17 protein-coding genes and 1 pseudogene are annotated in these 20676 nt (G+C 55.3%); 10 read left to right on the top strand and 8 right to left on the bottom strand.

Going from position 1 to position 20676, the window contains the following annotated elements:
• Positions 1–118: 118 nt before the first annotated feature.
• The 7 genes from G437_RS0100550 to G437_RS0100520 all read right to left on the bottom strand — a co-directional run bounded on the left by G437_RS0100550 (position 119) and on the right by G437_RS0100520 (position 9882).
• Positions 119–367 (bottom strand): ribbon-helix-helix domain-containing protein, encoded by a 249-nt coding sequence (locus G437_RS0100550; RefSeq protein ID WP_081638867.1) that lies wholly within the window; start codon positions 365–367, stop codon positions 119–121.
• Positions 368–909: 542 nt separating this feature from the next.
• Complete coding sequence (locus tag G437_RS0100545; protein WP_231782327.1) at positions 910–3561, bottom strand: DEAD/DEAH box helicase; 2652 nt, start codon at positions 3559–3561, stop codon at positions 910–912.
• Entirely contained in the window at positions 3554–4489 is a 936-nt protein-coding gene (locus tag G437_RS0100540; protein WP_231782328.1) for a HamA C-terminal domain-containing protein, read from the bottom strand. The genes G437_RS0100545 and G437_RS0100540 overlap by 8 nt, the downstream gene beginning before the upstream one ends.
• Positions 4490–4505: 16 nt before the next feature.
• Positions 4506–7148 carry a DEAD/DEAH box helicase family protein gene (locus G437_RS0100535; RefSeq protein WP_024330650.1) on the bottom strand — a complete coding sequence of 881 codons (2643 nt, stop codon included), beginning with the start codon at positions 7146–7148 and terminating at the stop codon, positions 4506–4508.
• 12 nt (positions 7149–7160) lie between these two features.
• Entirely contained in the window at positions 7161–8798 is a 1638-nt protein-coding gene (locus G437_RS0100530; RefSeq protein WP_024330649.1) for a site-specific DNA-methyltransferase, read from the bottom strand.
• Positions 8798–9028: a helix-turn-helix domain-containing protein gene (locus tag G437_RS0100525; RefSeq protein WP_024330648.1), complete on the bottom strand. Its 231-nt coding sequence runs from the start codon at positions 9026–9028 to the stop codon at positions 8798–8800. Before G437_RS0100525 ends, G437_RS0100530 begins: the two co-directional genes overlap by 1 nt.
• A complete protein-coding gene (locus tag G437_RS0100520; RefSeq protein ID WP_024330647.1) occupies positions 9025–9882 on the bottom strand; it encodes an NBR1-Ig-like domain-containing protein in 858 nt (285 codons plus the stop codon). Before G437_RS0100520 ends, G437_RS0100525 begins: the two co-directional genes overlap by 4 nt.
• A 235-nt stretch (positions 9883–10117) precedes the next feature.
• Here G437_RS0100520 and G437_RS11465 point away from each other — a divergent pair, with 235 nt between their 5' ends.
• From G437_RS11465 to G437_RS10375, 7 genes and pseudogenes are all read left to right on the top strand, one after another.
• Complete coding sequence (locus G437_RS11465) at positions 10118–10261, top strand: hypothetical protein (RefSeq protein WP_167561060.1); 144 nt, start codon at positions 10118–10120, stop codon at positions 10259–10261.
• 355 nt (positions 10262–10616) lie between these two features.
• The gene (locus tag G437_RS0100510; RefSeq protein WP_024330646.1) at positions 10617–11306 is read left to right on the top strand and encodes a sigma factor-like helix-turn-helix DNA-binding protein; all 690 of its coding nucleotides are present in this window, start codon (positions 10617–10619) and stop codon (positions 11304–11306) included.
• Between the two features lie 5 nt (positions 11307–11311).
• A complete protein-coding gene (locus tag G437_RS0100505) occupies positions 11312–11548 on the top strand; it encodes a hypothetical protein (protein WP_024330645.1) in 237 nt (78 codons plus the stop codon).
• A 44-nt stretch (positions 11549–11592) separates the two neighbouring features.
• Complete coding sequence (locus G437_RS0100500; RefSeq protein WP_231782329.1) at positions 11593–11958, top strand: hypothetical protein; 366 nt, start codon at positions 11593–11595, stop codon at positions 11956–11958.
• Positions 11945–13081: a DUF2800 domain-containing protein gene (locus G437_RS0100495; RefSeq protein WP_024330643.1), complete on the top strand. Its 1137-nt coding sequence runs from the start codon at positions 11945–11947 to the stop codon at positions 13079–13081. Before G437_RS0100500 ends, G437_RS0100495 begins: the two co-directional genes overlap by 14 nt.
• Before the next feature lie 15 nt (positions 13082–13096).
• Positions 13097–13654, top strand: a complete 558-nt coding sequence (locus G437_RS0100490) for a DUF2815 family protein (RefSeq protein WP_081638866.1) — start codon at positions 13097–13099, stop codon at positions 13652–13654.
• 77 nt (positions 13655–13731) lie between these two features.
• A pseudogene (locus tag G437_RS10375) lies at positions 13732–15699 on the top strand (DNA polymerase).
• Here G437_RS10375 and G437_RS0100480 read toward each other — a convergent pair.
• A complete protein-coding gene (locus G437_RS0100480) occupies positions 15696–16616 on the bottom strand; it encodes an Abi family protein (RefSeq protein ID WP_233188477.1) in 921 nt (306 codons plus the stop codon). The pseudogene G437_RS10375 and the gene G437_RS0100480 overlap by 4 nt on opposite strands.
• Positions 16617–17119: 503 nt before the next feature.
• Between G437_RS0100480 and G437_RS0100475 the strand changes: the two genes are divergently transcribed.
• Genes G437_RS0100475 through G437_RS0100465 form a run of 3 tightly spaced genes read left to right on the top strand, consistent with a single transcriptional unit; the run spans position 17120 to position 20576 of the window.
• On the top strand, positions 17120–17884 hold the full coding sequence (locus tag G437_RS0100475; RefSeq protein ID WP_024330640.1) for a phage antirepressor: 765 nt from the start codon (positions 17120–17122) through the stop codon (positions 17882–17884).
• Complete coding sequence (locus tag G437_RS0100470; protein ID WP_024330639.1) at positions 17881–18318, top strand: DUF7768 domain-containing protein; 438 nt, start codon at positions 17881–17883, stop codon at positions 18316–18318. Before G437_RS0100475 ends, G437_RS0100470 begins: the two co-directional genes overlap by 4 nt.
• The gene (locus G437_RS0100465) at positions 18315–20576 is read left to right on the top strand and encodes a phage/plasmid primase, P4 family (protein WP_024330638.1); all 2262 of its coding nucleotides are present in this window, start codon (positions 18315–18317) and stop codon (positions 20574–20576) included. The genes G437_RS0100470 and G437_RS0100465 overlap by 4 nt, the downstream gene beginning before the upstream one ends.
• The last annotated feature ends 100 nt before the right edge of the window (positions 20577–20676 follow it).

Raw genomic sequence — 20676 nt, 5'->3', positions numbered from 1 at the left:
GATTTTCTTCGTCCAGCGGTTCCACCCACTGCGGCCAGCTGGCGGCATGCAGGATATCTTCATCAGACAGAGACTAGTTGTAACGCATGTTTTCTGGCTGAGCCGTGGAGGGAAATTGTCATGCTAAGACAGCTTCTCGAATTAATTCAGAGCGGGTCACATTCCGCTTTCTAGCGCGAGCATCGATAGCCTTGATCTCCTCTGGCGTGAAGCGGACAGCGACAACCTGACTAGGGGCTGCGCCTCGCCCAGGACGTCCGCGTCCTCGCTTGACCAGGGCATCAACATCGTAACCAGCTTCAGCTTCAGCTGCCCACGCACGAATTTGATCTTCCGTAACAGGTACACCCTTAATGGTTTCCACCATACAATTATCGTATTACAAAAAAGATTGCTGCACGACTCGCAAATCCGAGCGTTGGTATGGAACCCCTTCCATTCTTGTCTCTAGTGTGTTGGCCCCAATTACATTCTTGGTGCTTGGGCGGGGATTTATTTTAAAAACACTCGCGAAATCCCAGCTCTAGGTCGGCATGGCAATCTACTAGCAGACAGCTAGTTTCTTCCATTTGCGGATCTTGGCTCAAACGGGGTGAACGGGGCGGCCGTGTTGATATGTACCCATTTCCATACCGGCCGGGCCAGCGAACTCGCCGATAAAACCCCTTCCGCGTTCGGGATAAACACAACCGAAAGCAAGCTTTCTTTGCGTTTCCCCTCTCTTGGATATTAAGACGTCGAAAATGATAAAAGCCGCTTGACCCCTTGAACCCCTGTTGGGCAGGGGTTTTGTTGTTTCTGGGGCTGCTCGCTACTTCGCTGGAGGTTCGGCGATCCGACGCTCGTCGCCATGACGTCCGCGTGGCAGGTGCGCGTTTCGACCTAAGGGGGTCTGCGCGAGTGCTTGCGTTAGCGGGTATCAGACGAGGGTGTTAGAGGCATCGAGAAGGCTTCTGGTACGTTGTATCTGATTTCGTTGGCTTCTTTGCGGACGTTGATGTTCGAGCTTTCGAGGAGAATCGGGTTCAGGTGGGGTTTTCCTTCGTGAAGGAAGATTGCATTTGAGACGTTGATTCGAATGTAAGTGGCGCTTTCGCGGGTGAATCCGAGTCGTTGGAGAAGGATGGTTTCCTGTTTCGTTGTGCCGTACTCGACGTATTCGTACCAGTCGTTGTCGAACTGCTCTTTTCCGTGGACCTTCTTGTATTCGTTGGAGAATTTAAGAAAGTAATTCGATAGCTCAAAAAGGATTACTTGCTCAATAGCTTCAAGCGTGTCACTAAAAACAAGGTTTCGGTGTTCTTTCGAATCTAGGTAGCGATTCGGTTGCCGATTGATCCACACAATTCCAGTTTTCCGGTGATGCTCGATTGCACGATTCATGATGGAACGCAAACCGTGTCCCTCCATCCACTGCAACAGGAGGACGGTGTACCAGGACAGCATAGCGAGCTGGTCGCTTCCTTTGGGTGTTCTCCCTAACGTCTCGGGATTGTAAATTCGCCATTTGAAGATTGAGGCAAGCCGCTGAAGAAACGCGAGGGTCTCGTCGTAACTGAACTTTCCGTTTGGAGAAAGTTGTGGATACTGGAGTCCAGCTTGGATTGCGTGCGTCAGCGCTTCTGCCTGGTCAATGGAGACATTGATATCGTCATCTTGTTGGCCTTCGCGTCGCGAGAAAGTAGCAATAATGCTGTTGGTAGCCTGTTCGTCAAGATAGTCAGAGAATTCTTCACGCACCAGGCTTTGACGTCCGGTAGTGATGTCGCGCAAGAGCATGAGACCGAATTTGCGTTTCATATCATAACGCTCATAGCTCTCATTCCCTTTGGAGAATTCGATGCGACCTTCCTGTAGATCCTTGACGACTCCTTGCTTCATTTTCTTGCTGATGATTTGTGAGTCGGTTTGCACGGATAGCTTCTGTGCAGGAACGTTCGCTTGTAGGAGTTCCTTGGCCTTTTGCTCGGATGCAAGTTGGTCGCCCACGATGATGAATACGTTGCCGTAGAGGTTGAACTCGATACGCCCGACTCGGCCGATCAGGTTCTTGAAATCGACTGCTGTCATTCCTGCTCTGCCGATTTTGTTGGTTGTGATGACAAGATTGTCGGCGGGCAGGTTGACTCCTTCTAGAAGCGTGCTGGTACAAAATAGTGTCGAGATTTTGCCTTCGCGGAACAGGCCTTCGATGCGTTCACGGATCGCTGGTGGAAGGTAGCCGATGTGGTAGCTGACGCCTCTACGGATAAGACCGCTAAGGTAGTAGTCCTCGTGGACGTCGCGTTCGATGTCTTTTGCGAGATCGTCCAAGTCTTTATCGTTGAGGTCTGCCAAACTCTGAGCGTAGTCACGCGCCGCTTGCACTGCGTGATGCCGGGCAGAATGAAACACGATGGTTTGCCCACGATGATCTGAACCTCGTGATGATTCACTAACAAATCGGGTTACGCCCTGTGTAGTAGTGTCCTGAGCTTGGAGCGAGGCTAGGTGCGTGAATTCTTGGGTGTGGTCGTTGTAGCTGGAAATGGTGTTCTCGTGCAGGTTGACGAGGTATTTGAACTGCGTGACTGGCGAATACTGGGTTGCGACCGCGTTGGTTTCATTCTCGTCAGAGTTTGGATCAACCAGTCTCAGGAATACCTCTGGGTTGGGAATGTTGGGTGAAGCGAAGACGAAGTGTGGTGGCCTGTGGCGGTGTTGAAGGATTGTCACGGTTTGGTAGTAGAACGGGGCGCGACTGTTCTTGCCTGAAAGCTTGTGCGATTCGTCGAAAAAGACGTACTCGAACTCGATCGCAGGTTTGCCGATCAGAAGGTAAAGCAGGCGTTCTGGGGTGAGTACGAAAATGAAGTTGTGATCGCCTTCGAGCACGATGTCACCGGCGGCACTGACGATTCGGTAGTTGCGGCGTTCAAGGTCTTCGCCAAGGTCAGCGATCAGTTTCGAGCGCGTCTCGTTAATCAGCGCTTTTGACGGCACGATGATCGCAAAGTTGGCCTTCACCCCGGATTTGATCTGGTTGGTGATGAAGGTGCGCATGATGAAGGACTTACCCAAGGATGTTGGGGCCGAGAAGGAAAACTTGCCGTCGTTCAGGCGGTCGTAGATCTTCTTTTGCGGCGCGAAAAACTTCATCGATTTGTCACCGGGCACGGTGAGGTATTCGGCTTGGTAGGCGTTGAATGCGGCGTCAAGGATGCCCGCATCGGAAGTCACGCCCAACTGCTTCAGGCCTGGGTAGTTACCTAGCGTGGTGAAGATTGCAGAAACGTATGCTTTCGTTCGCGCGTCTTGTGGGTAGAGAATGTGGCACAGGAGCGCGATTTCTTGCGCCCACACCCTGTGCCGGTCACGATTGGTGGGGTGGGTTGATTTCGACAGCAGGTCTGCGAACCGCAGGGCGGCTTCAAAATCCACGTCGTATGGGTGACGATCCACCAACCCCAACCGATGTAAGCCGTAATTGTAGAGCAGGTTGGCGTACAGCTGTTTGAGGAATTCGTTGGAGTCGATGTCAGAAAATACGAGATCGCCGACGGTTACTTGCTTGTCAGACATGGCTACCACCTGGCCCGTCCACGAGCCCATCCATGATCGCGCACGCATCGACGTCTACTTCGTTGAGAGGCAAAACATAGATGTAGAACGAGTAATTATCCAAGTTTCGGGTGTTGATCTCGTCGGCGATGATTTGGGCGTGCGCTGCGATATCGCCCTGCATTTTCTGATCGAGCGCAGCCCGATACTGCTGGTTGCTGTAGTTCTTCGGATCGAGACCGATGTCATAGCCCAGAAACATCGAATAAGCGGTATCGAACACGGGTGCCCCACCCGGCTTCGGGATTAGCAGATCTTTGACGTAGTTTGCTGTTGCTGGCTCGAGAGTCTTGGTGAACACAGTTTGCTCGGCGAGCTGAACCTCGTCTGAGCGATTCTGTTCTATATCTACAACGCGGTCTAATGCTGCAGTGATGGCATCCCCAATGTTGCCGATCACGCTGGAGGTTCCAAACACGATGCTGCTGGTGGTTCGCTGACCGTCTGGTGTGAGTAGGTGGATGGCGTCACAGCGGCTGTGGATCTGGCCTCGGGCCTGGTTGAGCTCGATCTTGCTCATCACTTTGGGTGCTTCGAGGATTTGTTCGAGCAGGACGTAGAGCAAGATTTCACCTAACCCCATGCCGTTTTGTTGTGAACGCATCCGGTTTACCGCGTCGAGAGCAACTTCTTCGAGATCGTCTCGCTGTTTGTAACCTTCGTATTCGGCGCGGGAGAAGACGTAGCGTCCAACGTTGCGTTTGAGGAACTTGATGAGGGCTGTGTGGTCGAAGCGGTTGTTTTGGATAGACAGATGGAACAGGCGTAACTGTTCGTCGTTTCGAAGACCTAACGTGTTCGAATGGGCCACTTCGGTGAACGTGGACGCGAATGTGTCGCCGCGCAGCGTTGGCGTGATCGTTGCCTGTGCCATCTCGTCTTCTCCCAAGAGGTGTCCTTCCCGCCTACAGCTTTTCGAGGATACGCACGAGCTCCGACAAAGTGACCGCCCCGTCAGGCGGAGTGACGCCATCTTCGAAGACCATGTAGTAGCGGTAGTCATTGCCAGACATGTTCGCCCACGCCCGGCCGAGCCTGATCTTGCGGTTAGAATCGTCGTTCTTCAAATGCTCGCCCTTGGACTCGACAACCACGATGGTGCCGCTAGCGGTCATCACGACGAAATCTGGGTAGTGGTTGAACGGACCGTTGAGGCAAAAGCCCTTGCGTTCAATGACGCGGTGCCACCAACGAACGTTGTCCATTCCAGAGAAGCGACCAGCGAGTTCGAGCTCAAAGCCGTTCATCTTGTCTTCGGCCTCATACAGGGAGCCACCAATCAGGGAGGAGGCATGAATGGGCTGGATCGCTTTCGGGAACGCATAGAGTTGTTGAACATCAACGCGGCGGGTCTCGATATCCTCATAGAATCTCTTGATTTTGTGCGCTTCCAAAAGGCCGTCAATTTTCTGTTTGACCTTGCTTGCTACCGCATGCGGGTGTTCTTGAAATGTCAGCAGCTGCTCGGTGCCAAACGCTTCAACCATCCGCACAATGTATGCGCGCAAGTCAGAGTCAGTGATCGAATTGATCGGTTTGATCCGATCGTAGATGGCGATTGCCGTGTTGCGCTTTTGTCCTTCGACGCTCAGTTTCGAGAAGTGTTCGCGCATGAATTTCTGATCGGTACTCGACATCCGGAAGGCTTTAGGAACCTCGGAGTCCTTTCGCACGTCGATCTTGTACATCTGCTCGTCTGCCGTCGACAGGTCAATGTCGATGTCTTTCGTAGCCAAGTCAAAGTCACCGGCTAGTGCCTCGTGCTTAAGCTCGTTGTATCCCTCATGAGCGGTCGGGAACAATGCTGATCCGGGTTCTTGGATGACGAATTGGGGAAGGCGAAGGATTTCGATCTCGTCAGCGAATTCGGGGTTGACGAAGCTCGTGTCCACAGCATCCTCCAAATCTGAAGGCACGAAGCCCTCACCCATCTGTGCGGCTTCTTCGGCCTCCTGCTCATAGTCCGCACCCTGCTGAGCCGCCTGCTCGATCATCGAAGCAACCGTCGGATCCGCCGAAGGCTCTGGTGAACTAGCGGATTCTTCTCGCGCATCTAAATCAGCTGCAACCTGTTCTTCATCGAACTCCAGGAACTCTTCAACGTCCATATCTTCCCCTAGGACTGGAGACGTTGGGGCGGGTTTGCTTGGCTGGCTCGTGCCAGTGAAGTCGAAAGCGACTTGATCGGCTGCGCGGAAGTCACGCTTGGAGAATCCGGCACTGTTGAGCCCCGCAACGATCTGATTGAGCGTGGTTCCGAAATCGTTTGAAGAGGTCAACACGTAGCTCATGTTTAACAACGTGTTCGGCTGCTTCCTGGCGTGGGGTTGGCGCAGAACACGGCCAAGGATCTGCTCAACATCGACCTGGCTGGTCTTGTTCGCCAACGACGCCAGAATGTAGGCGAAGGGGCAATCCCAGCCCTCCTTCAACGCGTTCACCGTGATGATGAACCTGATCGGGCACTCCTTGCTGAGCAGGTCAACGCCTTTAAGCTCGTTTACGTCGGCGGTCTTGATCGCGATCTGCTCGGCAGGAATACCCGCCTTGACGAGCTTGTCACGCAGCCGCTCAAACGAGGTAGCGTCCTCGCTCGTCTTCGGCTGAGCCTGAAACAACACGATTGGGCGAATATAAGCGCCACCATTCTCATACTGCTGTGTAGCAGCGATTTCTAGTGAACGGCGAAGATCAATCGCATCCGTAACAACATCCTTTTGTGACGCCCGGTTGTATGCGATGACCGGAAGTTTGACCATGCTCTCGTTCTTAAGTGAGAGCGCATCCACATACGAGATCACGTTCGCTTGCCGCTTCGGGGTTGCGGTCAAATCAAGAATGAACGCTGGGTTGAAATTCGTGAGCATCTCCTGGCTCAACGTGCTCGTCGCGTGATGCGACTCATCCACGATAACGACGGGATTCAACTGGTTAATCACCTGGAACAGTGCAGTTTCATCCGCGTTCTCGATCGGCTGCTCCGGGGCACCAAACGCGGTCGCGAACGAAGCAAGATTCCCATTAGCTTGGTATGCCTTGCGTCCGTCCTTTGTTCGTGAGCGGAACGAATCATACGAGAGCACCATCACTGACAGCTGCTCAGCCACGGTCGACGGGCTGAAATTCTGCCCTGCCAGCAGCTCTTCTTTCGAATACACCTCAACACGGCCACCAAAATCAGCGTTCAGCTTCTGTCGATACGGGTGCGAGGGATTCTTCAACGCAGCCAACGTCTGCGTCAAAATCGAATCCGACGGCACCAGCCACACCACAGCCTGTTTCCGCGTCGGCGGCAAAGCCTCAAATATCGGCTTCACCGACGCACAAGCCAAGAACGTCTTTCCGCCGCCAGTTGGAACCTTGTAACACACGTGCGGAACGCCATCGATCACGTTCTGGTAGCCCGGCATCTGCGGGGTGCCAACCTCGATCTGGCGAGACTCCCAAAACATCTTGAACGCTTCGCTCAGCGTAGGCTGCTCGTTGAGCTGGGTGAGGTAATCTTCTAGATCGGCGATCACCCGGTTTTGATACTTCTTCAACTCCATAACCAACACTCCTTAGAGACGGGTGATATCCCGAGGGATCTTCTTGAACGTGATATTCAGAGAGCGCAGCTCCTCATCAGACAACAAACACGTGTCGGCATAAATCACATACGAACTAGCCGCGCACTCAGGAGGGATCGAAGCCAGATAGTCACGATCCAAACTCGTCACACGATCCGGCTCGAACACGAAAAACAACGACGCGTCATCATGCCGTCCTAAGAAATACGGATGGGCACTGGGCGGATTCGAGAACGGCTGCCCAGTTTCGGTGAACCACACATACTCACGAACCCGCTCAAGAGGCACCTCTGGGTTCAAGTCACCTGCGAGAAGTAGTGGCGCGCCTAACTCGTAGAAAGAGAATGACCCTCCTGTTCTGGGCACTTCATCCTTATCGGTGCGGTATCCGTCGATCACTCGTTTGACCCGCTCTGCCGTGATTGATTCTGCGTAGTCGCTGAGCTCTACGAGGATGAATTTTCTGTCTGCGTCGTCGTACATATTTGAATTAAGCACGGCGTGTGCGGTCGTTCCTGAGCCTGCGAATGAGTCTAAGACGATGCCGTCTGTGTTGCCATGCAGGGCGATAATCCATTCGATTAGTGATAGTGGTTTCGGGGTGTCGAATTTCTTGTTTCCAAAGATTGCCTTGATTACTGCAGTCGCGTCGGCGTTAGTTCCATAGCCATCGAGCCACGTATTCCATCCGAATGATTTTTTTACGTCACGAATTTTCTCGTATGGAACCCAGCGCTCAGTCTCTCCATCTACAACAACCCCTGGGTCGTATGATGTTTTCTCCCAGTGAGCAGCCTCAGGATTGTCCAATAACTCTGACATACCTGCGTGAGCAGGACTCCAACGCCAGTAGCCGTCAGACCCGTCATTCTTGATTGGGAATACTTCTCCACCATTGGGTGCAGTAATGGGAAACCACAACGTCGGTCGATCTGATCGGTCGGAAGTTGCACCCCACTTTCGTAACTCACGCCCTTTTCGATACGGGCCCTTGCTGTCCTTGAGGTCAAGCTTCCCAGTTGTCTTCTCTTCTTTGACAAGACTTGATTGGTCACCCTTGGTGTAGAACAAAATGTATTCGTGTCCTGTTCGCAGGGCCGTTTTATCTTTCCCTCCACTTGGTTCAGAGCGCACTGGCGCACAAGCAAGTCGGTTTGCAGGGCCAAAGATTTCGTCCATGATGCAGCCTAGATTGGACAGCTCTGTGTCACCTATCGAGACAGCAATCAATCCGTTTCTGGCTAGCAGGCGATGGAGAAGTCTTAGCCGTGGGTACATCATGCATAGCCATTTGTCATGGCGGGAGAGGTCTTCGCCTTCTTTGCCGACGACTTCGCCAAGCCATTTTTTGATTCGTGGGTCGTTGACGGCGTCGTTGTAGATCCAGCCTTCGTTGCCTGTGTTATAGGGAGGATCGATGTAGATACAGTCGACTTTTCCTTCATAGCGCGGCAGGAGCGCTTTGAGGGCTTCGAGGTTGTCACCATGAATAATCATGTTCTGTGAGCCGTTGTCCGCATCGTGCTGGCCGTGCTCGTCATATGAGTATTGGCGGTCGAGGACGCGGTAGGGAACGTCGAGGTGGTGGGTGATCACCTTGTCTTTACCGACCCAGTTCAGTTCTGGCATTAGCGTTCCTCCTTAGGCTCGTGAGTATTGTTGGGATGTGGTTCTTCTGCGGCTTGACCGGTGCGGACCCATTCGTCGATTTCTGAGAGTTTGAACTTCCACACCCTGCCGACCTTGTAGGCGGGAAGATTGTGCGTCGCGATCCATTTCGTGATGGTTTCCCGGCGCACACCGAGGTGAGTTTGCGCTTCTTTCATGGTGACCCAGTTTTCTAATTCAGCTTCGCTCATCGTTCCTGCCTTATCGCGTGAAGATCCGGGTTAATAACTGTGGCATCGACATTGAAGGTCGTGCCTTCTTGTGGAAAGCAGTTCTCGCCATCCGCGTTATGCATTTCCCAGTGGCTTGAGGCAGCACCTTCATAGCCTTGCGCCCGAAACGTGCAAGAAATCTTGATGAACTTCGCTGTCGCCGGTGGGCTGTCAGGAATGCTGATTTGCGTGGTGCCGACGGGTCGTAGTCGCGGGTCTGTTGGATTCGTACAGATGAGTGTCCGGTTGGTCCAGTTGATGCTGCCCACGTTGCGCAATGTCCAGGTGTGAGTGAACTCGGTCCAAAATCCTGGCTTGTGTTTTTGCAGTGCGGGCGGTTCTGTCACGTCGACGCGATCTCCTTGATAGAGCGGCTGCGGCGCGGGGTTTATTTCTTCTGGTTCCTGGTCTTCAAGGCGAAGTCGGTAGCAGTGTTCGAGGACATCGCAATGGTCTGGGTCATGGATGATCGCATCAAACCAGTCAGTGAGTGCCCAAATGAATGCTTCTGGTTCGATAGTGAGGGTTGAGGGCAGTCCGGTGTCTTTGCCGACTTCTTGGCAGCGGTCACCCAATGTGTGCCTCGTGCTAGTGGACGGCGTTAAGTGCTCACTAAGAAAGCTCAGCAGCGACTGTTTGTTGATCTGCTCTGGCATCGAATCACGTAGCGGGTCGGACAGTTCTTGGTCGCCGCGAAAGAGCGCCGTCCAGTACGAAGTGGAATAGACTGCGGCGCTTCCTGCTGCCTCAAAAACTGCGCGTACGAACTTACTCTGCGATTTTATCGGAGCTTTTGGCTTGTAAATTGCGCGGCAAAAGGCGCTCAGGGTCAATGATCCACCTCCGCCACGCATCTTCTAGAAGAAACTCTGGAAGATCTAGAAATTCCTGCCCTTTCATCGTCCGTCGTCTAGAAAATTCGTCCACTTTGATTGAAGTGTGAGCAAAACACGAGCCGACGAGACGAGCAACTGTCATCTCATTATCGCACACCGACTCGCGCTAACGCTCACGAACACGCACCAACTGGTGGTGGGTGCCCTGATCGTAGCGAAGGAGGTGAAGCACATGGGAAGGAACCGTAAGCAGACGTCCGCGAAGGTGGCGTCCAAGGCATCGAAGATTCTGACCGATGGCCGTTATGGCAAGGACTCGAAGTCCGTGGCTGCGTCAGCGTTGGCGCAGGCCAAGCCATCCAAGCGCGGCAAGTAGCCGCAATCACTCCTGCTCTGGTGTGAGTGCTTCTCGCACCAGAACAGGTGGAGGCGGTAGTGCTGGTGGCCACCGGTACTGACGTTCTCCGAAGCCTGAGCGTGATTGTTCGGGAGCTCATCTGGCGGATGAGCGACCTCCACAGCGAGTGCTGGCTGTGGTTGTAGACAAATGAACCACTAGTGAGACCTGCTCTGGGAGCGCTCGGCGGGTCACCGCACCCAACCCCTCTTTGCTGAGGGCTGGGTGGGGTGGCTCGCCTTTGTTGTCTTCCAAGTAGTTCTCACCAGTGATCTGAGCCAAACAGATCAGGTCTCCAAATCACCGGGATTCCCGGAGAAATGGAGATCCTTCGATGAAGGTCACCTTCAAGCACGAAGCAGATAACAACAAGAACGAGTCCATCACTGACACTTTCGACATTGACCCTGGCGAGTTCGCTCTCATGATCGCGACCAACCGTGAGCAACGTGCCGCCGCTACTGGTGTTCCGCTCTACCAGGTTAAGCCCTGCACGCCGCAGAAGATTCTGGACGAGTTGTGGAACGCAGAGGAAGCGGCCACGCATCAGGCGGTTCGCGCCGATCGCGGCAAGGGTAAGAAGAAATGTACGTGTGGGGCTGGGTGCGGTCCTCGACGTGGATGCCGCGTCCCGAATAACAAGCCGTTTTCGTATGAGCAGATGCTCGAGATCGATCTTGACCCTGCTTCACCGGGTATCAGCGCTGAAGACCAGGTCATCGAACGCGAGGACAGTGTCGAGCGTGCCTGTGATCTCGAGGTGATGCGTGACGTCATCGCTGGTTTGGATTCGCAGCATCGTGAGGTGATGACGCGTCTGCTTGCAACCGACAAGCTCAATCAGGCGCAGGTGGCGCGCGATATGGGGTTGACCCGTGCTCGGGTATCGCAGCTGGTGGCAGAGGTAAAACCGCTGATCCGGCAGGCGGTTGAGGAGGCCCGATTTAACACTTCGAGCGGTGTCGGCAGTGGGGTGAAGGGAGAAGCCAACCGGGCTGCTCCCGCAAATGAGGAAGAAAGGTAAGCCCGATGGCTCGACATAGTCTCAAGCTTCATATTGCCCGGCATATCCCTGACAACCCCGGAATCGTCGCCACCAAGAATGTGACGCTGCGTGAACGGCTCATGCGCCTACTGCTTGGTACCCCACGCAAAGTCATGATTCTCGTTCCCGGTGACTCGGTCAAGCAGATCGACATCACCGAAAACACCGATGACGACCTCATGGCCCTGGCCGATGCTCTCAAGGCGGGTGAATCCAAATGATGATGCCGGAAATTAACGCCTTCATTCGTGATGGAAACCAGACGATGCGATCGCTCGCTGATTTGCTTGCGCGGGCTCAGCAGATCGTTGAGGAGAGCTTCGAAGACCACGCAGGAATGCCTGGTGAACGCCCGGAGCTTGCCCTGCAGATCAAGGAACCCTTCGAAACCATCCCAGCCACGCACGCCCAGCCAGAACTACTTGCGGACGAGCCAGAGGTTGAACCTGAACCGACGGTGACGTTGGAAGAAGTACGTGCTTTTCTTTCCGAGCTCTCAGCGCAAGGTCACACGGCAAAGGTTCGTGAGCTGATCGTCGAGGCTGGTGCGGACAAGCTCTCAGCGGTGGATCCGGCGAAGTTCGGCTGGCTGCTGGATCGAGCGAAGGAGATTGCTGATGGCACCGTCTGATCACGCACTCCTCTCAGCTTCTGGTGCTTACAGGTGGCTCAACTGCACACCCTCAGCGTGCCTCGAATCCGATGAGCCAGAATCCACGTCTGCGGCTGCCGAGCAAGGCACCGCCGCCCATGCACTGGCTGAGCACAAGCTCCGTCGCGCTTTGAAGCAGCGCTCGAAGCGGCCAGTCTCAACTTGGGTTGATGACGAGATGGAAATCCTCACGGACGACTATGTGGCGTTCGTCCAAGAACGCATCTCCATCGCCCAAGAATCCTGTGGTGATCCGCAGGTGCTGATCGAGCAACGCCTAGATTTCAGCCATGTGGTTCCGGGAGGTTTTGGCACCGGGGATTGCGTGATCATCGCCGAACCCACCTTGCAGATCATTGATCTCAAATACGGGCAAGGTGTGTTGGTTGAGGCTGAGCGTAATCCCCAGTTGATGCTCTACGCTCTCGGAGCCCTTCACACTTTCGGCGACCTGTACGACATCGAGCGCGTAGCGGTGACGATCTACCAACCGCGCCGGGGCAACGTCGACACCTGGGAAATCCCCGTCGCCGACCTCGAAGCGTGGGCTGAGGCAGAGGTGAAGCCGAAGGCTGAGCTGGCAGCGGCTGGCGAGGGCGAGTTTTGTCCGGGCTCGTGGTGTCAGTTCTGCAAGATTGCACCCACGTGTCGGGCGCGAGCGGAAGCCAACCTCGCCCTTGCAAAGCACGAGTTCGTCCCACCAGCAGAACTGTCCGACAGCGAGATTGCCGACGTGCTCACGCGGATTCCACAGCTCAAAACCTGGGCGTCGGACGTGGAAGCCTACGCCCTTTCCAAGGCCGTCAACCAGGGCGTGGTCTTTGAGGGGTTCAAGCTCGTAGCCGGACGGTCGATACGCAAATACACCTCCGAAACCGATGTCGCTGCAGCGGCTGAGGCGGCTGGCTATAGGGACATCTATGACCGCAAGCTCATCACCCTCACAGCGATGGAACGCCTCATGGGTAAACCCGCCTTCAACGAGATCCTCGGTGACCTCGTGACCAAGCCTGCAGGAAAACCCACGTTGGTTCCTGCATCCGATAAGCGGCCAGCGCTTGACCTGGTGAGTGCGGCCACCGATTTTCAACCAAACAAGTAACTAGTAGAAAGAAGAATGATTATGTCAACGACTAACACAACTCGTATTGTGACCGGCGAAGTCCGGCTGTCCTACGCACACGTGTGGGAGCCGAACTCCATCCAGGGAGGCAAACCGAAGTACTCCGTCTCCCTAATTATCCCGAAGTCCGATACTGCCACGATTGCGGCGATCGAGAAGGCCGTGGATGTAGCCATCGAAGCAGGTATCGGGAAGTTTGGTGGCAAGCGCCCCAACAAGGCCGCCCTCAAGTTGCCGCTGCGCGATGGGGATATTGAGCGTGACGACGAAGCCTACAAGGGTGCCTACTTCCTCAACGCCAACTCCCTGACCGCTCCGCAGATCGTCGATCAGAGCGTCGCCCCGATCCTCGACCGCGCCGAAGTGTACTCGGGCTGCTACGCACGCGTATCCCTGTCCTTCTATGCGTTCAACACAAACGGCAACCGAGGCATCGCCTGCGCACTGGGCAATATCCAAAAGACCCGTGACGGCGAGAGCCTTGGCGGTGGACGAGTTTCCGCTGAGACCGACTTCGGTGTCTTCGCCGCTGATGACGATTTCCTGAACTAACCATCCCCACACGTGGAGGGAATCAGCACATCTTGTTGGTTCCCTCCACTTTTCCTCTATGTGAAAGGAACCTCGTCATGCGAACACTCTTCTGCGATATTGAATCTTTCAGTCCCGTCCAGCTCGCTAAGACGGGTCTTTACCCGTATGCCGAGCACCCAGACTTCGAGCTGCTCCTGTTCGGCTATTCGATTGACGGCGGTCCAGTCGAAATGGTGGATCTCGCCAACGGACAATCAATGCCCGACGAGGTTCTGGCGGCTTTAGTTGATCCATCCGTCGTGAAGTGGGCGCATAACGCCGCCTTCGAACGAGTCTGCCTGTCCGCTTGGCTACGAGCGCATCATCCAGAGCTTCTCGCTGATGGGTTTCTTGGCCCAAGGCAGTGGCGCTGCACCATGATCTGGTCGGCTTATCTCGGTCTGCCGATGAGCCTCGACGCAGTAGCCACCGTCCTCAAACTCGACGTCCAAAAAGACACAGTAGGCAAGAAGCTGATCAAGCAGTTCTGCACACCCGCCACACCCTCAGTTCTGAACGGCGGCAAACACAGGAATCCACCATCAGCTGACCCAACCGGGTGGGCACGGTTCATCGACTACAACCGGCGTGACGTCGAAGTCGAGCTCGCCATCCACGACAGACTGGCGTCTTTTCCGATGCCCGAGGCCGAATGGGACACCTACGCTCTTGACCAACGCATTAATGATGCCGGGATTCTTCTCGACCACACGCTCGTCGATAATGCCGTTGCCGTGGACGAGCACCACCGCAACGCCACACTCGCTCGGGCACAGACATTGACTGGGTTGGAGAATCCGAACTCGCCCATCCAACTCAAACAATGGCTCGCATCGCGCGGCTGCGAACTCGAATCACTAGCGAAAGCCGAGGTCGATGCCGCCCTCGATACCGCCACTGGCGAGGTGAAAGAAGTCCTCGAACTGCGCGGCGATCTAGCAAAATAAAGCGTCAAGAAATACCAAGCTATGCGAAACGTCGCCGGAACCGATGGCCGTGCGCGCGGTCTTATCCAGTTCTACGGAGCAGGACGCACCGGACGCTTCGCCGGACGCCTCGTCCAAGTCCAAAACCTCCCAAGAAACTATCTATCTGACCTCGACCAAGCACGAACGCTCGTCAGAACAGGCAACCTCGACGCACTTGAGCTGCTCTACGAATCTGTACCAGACACCTTGAGTCAGTTGATTCGCACGGCGTTCATTCCCAGCCCTGGGTGCCGGTTTATTGTGGCGGACTTTTCTGCGATTGAGGCGCGCGTCATCGCCTGGCTCGCAGGAGAAACAACCACCCTGGACGCCTTCCGTGAAGGTAAAGACCTCTACTGCGAAACCGCTTCCCGCATGTTCGGCGTCCCAGTAGAGAAGCACGGCGTTAATGGTGAGCTTCGTCAGAAGGGGAAGATTGCGGTGCTCGCCTGTGGTTATGGCGGCTCCGTCGGCGCTCTCAAAGCCATGGGAGCACTCACCATGGGACTCGCCGAACACGAGCTCAAACCCATCGTTGACGCATGGCGGCAAGCTAACCCACACATCGTCCAACTCTGGGCAGATGTTGAAGAAGCCGTGATTGCTGCGATCATGTCGCGCCAGCCGCTTCGCCTGCGGAACCTGCGCTTTAGCGTTGAGTCTGGGATTCTCTTCATCGAACTGCCCTCCGGTAGACGGCTTGCCTACGTCCAGCCGCGTCTGGGTGAGAACAGGTGGGGCGGCACCTCCATCACCTACACCGGCACCACCGCAGCCAGACGTTGGGGACAGCTCGAAACCTACGGTGGAAAACTTGTCGAGAATATCGTGCAGGCGATCGCTCGTGATCTGCTCGTCACCGGCATGCACGCAGTCGCCAAAGCCGGGCATCGGATTGTGATGCATGTTCACGACGAGATCGTTATCGACGAGCCCTTGGGCTCGGGCTTCACCGTTGCTGACGCGTGCGAGCTGATGTCCACGCTCCCAGCATGGGTCGAAGGTTTGCCGTTGGATGCGGATGGGTATGAGTGCGCCTATTACCGTAAGGATTAGCTGTTGATTGTCCAGATGGGATCTTGTTTCCAGCTGGGGCTGGCACCTATGTGCGTTAGATCGACGCCAGGAATTTCGGTGGGGAAACTGTCTAGGACGTCGCTGATGGCCTGTATTTCAGCGGTGAAATTTCCTCGTCTCAAGAGGAATGCGGTGAGCACCAACGCGGTGTATATACGTCCTGAAGAATGTGTCACGGCCGATAGCGTTTGGTCGCTGCGGCGGTGTTTGACCAGTGGACGGATGACGAGTCGCTTGTTCCATAGTCTGGCGTGATGGGCGCATACGTTACGAATGAAATTCACGGTGCGCATCCATGATTCCAACTCGTCGGCACGTGCCAAGTACTTGTCAGCAATGCGACGACGCTGTTCGAAGGGAGCCAACGAAAACAGGGTCACGAGTTGTCCGAATTCGAGGATCTCGGTGGCCACCCACACCGGCAAACGCCCATCGTGGGTCTGGTTGTAATGCATGACGAAATCTTCTGTAGAGCGCGACTGCGTTTGGGCTAGCTTCTGCGTAAACAGTACTGCACGGCGATGCATTGCGCCTGACGGCCAAATCCGTTCGAGGTCGAGGTGAATGAACGGATCGATCTCACCCAGCACGTGCCCCACGTCAACTCGCAGGCACACCTCCAGCTTGCATAGCGCCCGCCACACAGCAAGACGCAGCTGTTCGTCAAACTCGTACAGCTCAACCGCGTGATGCATACGTGTGCCGGGAACGAAACGATCTAAACGCCGCCGAGGTGAGCCTTCGGGAGCTGACTGGCGCAACGGGTAGGAGTATCCCGAAAGCCGGTAATAGCCGACAGTAGATAACTCGCGGCGGTAATCACCGGCATCCAATAGGCCACGACGAGTGAGGATATTAATCTGCTCATCGATACTGGCCCACGGTTTATCGACCACCAGCCCACCCGCTTCCAAAAACATGAAGACCGGCTCTGACCTGTCTCGGAAACCGATACAAGCGAGCCGGTACTAGTGGTAATCACTATACCGCGAAAACAGCGACAGAATCAAGAACTCGGCGAAGTACCACCATCAGAAAAGAAAGCTTATCCAAGACCGCTAAGAAACGAGAACCGACCTGTGCTCCCACCGAAGCGGGCAGCGGAACCGGTCATGTTGTCTAAAAGACCACCGTGTCGGCACCGCTGTAGCAAGAGAACGATGGTTCTTCCACACAGAGCACTCGAGAAATTTGTCTATGCCCCGGCGAGAATACCTGCCAGATTGCTCTAACAGATAGCGCTCCACCGGGGCTTCAACACCAATCGTGCCAGAACGAGAAGCGATTGAGTACCCGTGATTTAACACTTTCGGGTTCGTCGGCAGTGGGGTGAGGCCCTTAACCCTTGTGCCGACCGGCACGACTTTTTCTCGACGGGGTCTCGGGAAGGAACCCCGCCATGGGAAACCAGATTCAATCATTCACCAACGACGTGTTCGGCACCATTCGCACTATCACCAATGATGGTCAGATCCTTTTCTGCAGCAAGGATGTCGCCACCGCGCTCGGCTACCAGGATCCGACGAACGCGGTGAAGCTGCACTGCAAGGGGGTGGCAAATTACCACCCCCTTGAGACCGCTGGTGGAATCCAGCAGGTCCGCTTCATTACCGAAGGTGACCTCTATCGCCTCATCATCTCCTCAAAGCTCCCGGCAGCGCAGAAGTTCGAAGCCTGGGTGTTCGATGAAGTGCTACCGACGATTCGCCGCCACGGCCTCTACGCGATCGACGAGCTGCTGGCTGACGATGAGTTCCTTGAGCATGCCATCGCCACGCTGCGGGCCGAGCGAGCCAAGCGCCTCGCCGCAGAGCAAGCCTTGCTCGAAGCGGCACCGAAAGTCTCGTACTACGACGTCGTGCTGCAGTCCGATTCGTTGTTGACGACGACGGCGATTGCGAAGGACTACGGACTCTCCGCGAAGAAGCTCAACCGCATTCTGCGTGATGCTCACGTGCAGTTCCATCAGTCGGGCCGGTGGTTCCTCTACGCCCGCTTCGCCGAGCAGGGATACACCCAGTCCAAGACTCACGAATACGGCGAAGGCCAGACCCGCACCCACATGTACTGGACCCAGAAGGGACGTCTGTTCATCTACGACCTGCTCAAGAACCAGCTCGGCATCCTCCCGGTCATTGAGCGTGAAGGTCAGGTGCAGGCATGAGCGCCACGACAGTCGATATTGGGTTTTCGAAGAAAAACACCGAAGGCTATCTGGACCTGACGAGCTACCACGCGCTCAAGAAGCTCCAGCGCGAACAGTTCGGCTACCGGCCCTTGGTTTATATCTGCTCACCGTATTCGGGCGACACTGGGGCGAACGTTGAGCTCGCCCGCCAATTCTGCGAGCTCGCAGTAGCGGCAGGCAAGATCCCGTTCGCCCCGCATCTGTTATTTCCACAGTTCATGGATGACTCCGACCCGGACACCCGCGAGCTGGCGATGTTTTTCAACCGAGTGCTGCTCGCTAAATGCGAAGCCCTGTGGGCATACGTGGGTCACGTCAGCCCTGGTATGCGCCTGGAGATCGGGTGGGCACGCGACCTCGACCTGCCCATCAAATACTTCGATTCTGATTTCAAGGAGGTCACCCCATGACCACGCCTTTCACCTTGTTCGCTGCCGCGGTTACCGGTGTGCAGAACAATAACCACTACCCGAACAAGCACACCATCACGGACGTGGCATCACTAAGCGTGGTCGCTGGCCTTGATCACGTGGCAGCCACGTATGTCAATGACCGCCGCTCAACTGCAGCGTTCATGTCTTCGGATTGCTTGGTGATGGATATCGATAACGATCACACCGAAACCCAAACTGACTGGATCACACCAGAAAAGCTCGCTGAGCTCATGTTCGGCGTGGAGTTCATGACCGCCACCTCCCGCAACCACATGAAGCCGAAGGGCGTGCTTTCGGCTAGGCCGCGTTTCCACGTCTACTTCCCAATCCACGAATTACGCAACGCGGACGACTATGCGGGGCTCAAGCACCGCCTCGCATCACGGTTCGCGTTCTTTGATCGCAATGCTTTGGATGCCGGTCGCTTCATCTACGGCACCCCTAACCCACAAGTTACGGCGCATGAGGGCGATCAGTTTCTTGACGACTGGCTCGATAACGCTGACGAGATCGACGTATTTGCTGCCTTCGATGCTTCCACTCTTGTGATTGGTGAAGGCTCCCGTAATGCCACGCTCTCGCGCTTCGCCGGGCGGGTCCTCATCCGCTACGGGCAGACCGATCAAGCACGAGACCTCTTCGACCGCAAAGCCAACCTCTGTGAACCACCGCTCAACGAGGGAGAATTACAGACGATCTGGAATAGCGCGTGCCGGTTCGCTTCGAAGGTCGCCTCCGACCCGAGCTATCTACCACCAGAGGCGTATGAGGCGTTAGCAGGTTTACGTCCGGATGATTTTTCCGATGTCGGTCAGGCAGACACATTGGCTGGCGAGTATGCGAACAAGATCCGCTACTCACTGGCTACTAAGTGGCTTGTCTACGACCATGGCGTGTGGGATGAGAACGACCTGTCCGCACAAGGAGTGGTTCAGGAATTGACCTGCCGCCAGCTCGAAGAAGCACAACACCTTATCGCCACAACATGGCAAGACATGGTTTCTACCGGTGCTGACGTGGTGATGGCATCGGCTTCATCGAAAGCCCGCGGCCTAGCAAAACTCAACCCCGCCCAAGTCGCAGCATTCAAGGCGTGGGATGAATCCAAAAACTATCACAAGTTCGTTCTCTCCAGGCGTTTGTCACGCAATATCACGGCCACGTTGAAAGAAGCCGGGCCGATCTTGCAGGTACGTGTCCGTGACCTCGACGTCGACCCCTACCAGCTCAACACCCCGGCAGGTACCTGGGATCTACGCGACAGTAGTAGCCACGAGCACAATCCCGCCGATCTGCTGACTAAGCAGACCGCTGTCGGCCCCAGCGATGAGGGTGCACAGATCTGGGCCGACGCGCTTGACGTCTTCTTCCAAAAAGATCCTGAGTTGATTGGTTACGTGCAGCGCATTGTGGGGTTGGCGGCGATCGGGCAGGTTTTCGTAGAAGCGCTCGTCATCGCTTACGGGGACGGGCGAAACGGCAAATCCACGTTCTGGAACACCATCGCCCGCGTGTTGGGGACGTATTCGGGCACGATCTCAGCCGACGCGCTCACAGTCGGGGTGCGTCGCAACGTCAAACCCGAACTCGCCGAAGCCAGAGGCAAACGTCTCTTGATCGCGGCCGAAACCGAAGAAGGCATGCGCCTATCAACCTCGAACGTCAAACAGCTTGCTTCGACCGATCAGATCTCGGCAGAGAAAAAGTTCAAGGACCCCTTCGCCTTCACCCCCTCCCACACGCTGGTCTTGTACACGAACCATTTGCCGCGTGTGGGAGCTATGGATGCAGGCATCTGGCGGCGTCTGATCGTCATCCCGTTCAACGCCACCATCGAAGGCGACACGGATGTGAAGAACTATGCCGACCACCTCTACGAACACGCTGGCGGAGCAATCCTTTCCTGGATCATGGAGGGAGCGCGCCTCATTCACAGTGAGGGATACAAGCTCACTCCGCCGCCTCAGGTGGTTCAAGCCTCGCAAGCATATAAGGAGGATAACGACTGGTTCTCGCAGTTCCTTGAGGACTCGTGCGACGTCGAGGACGGATTATCGGAGAGGGCTGGTGACCTCTATCAGACGTATCGGGCGTGGGCGCAAAACACCTCAGGATGGGCGCGCCCGATGGTCGACTTCAACGCCGCATGCGAACAAGCAGGATTCGAGCGCAAGAAAACCAAGTCCGGTATCCGCGTCTACGGGCTGGCCCTGACCAGCGAATTCAACAGCTGAAAGTTATGAGGGTGCAGACCGGTGCAACCCGTTTTCCTACCTTACGCATGTGAAATTACATGGTGTTTTTCTCTATGTAAAAGGTTAGGAAATACCCTGC

Source organism: Winkia neuii subsp. neuii DSM 8576, from assembly GCF_000420405.1.
Lineage (GTDB): Bacteria > Actinomycetota > Actinomycetes > Actinomycetales > Actinomycetaceae > Winkia > Winkia neuii.
This window is presented reverse-complemented; position numbering and strand designations above follow the sequence as displayed.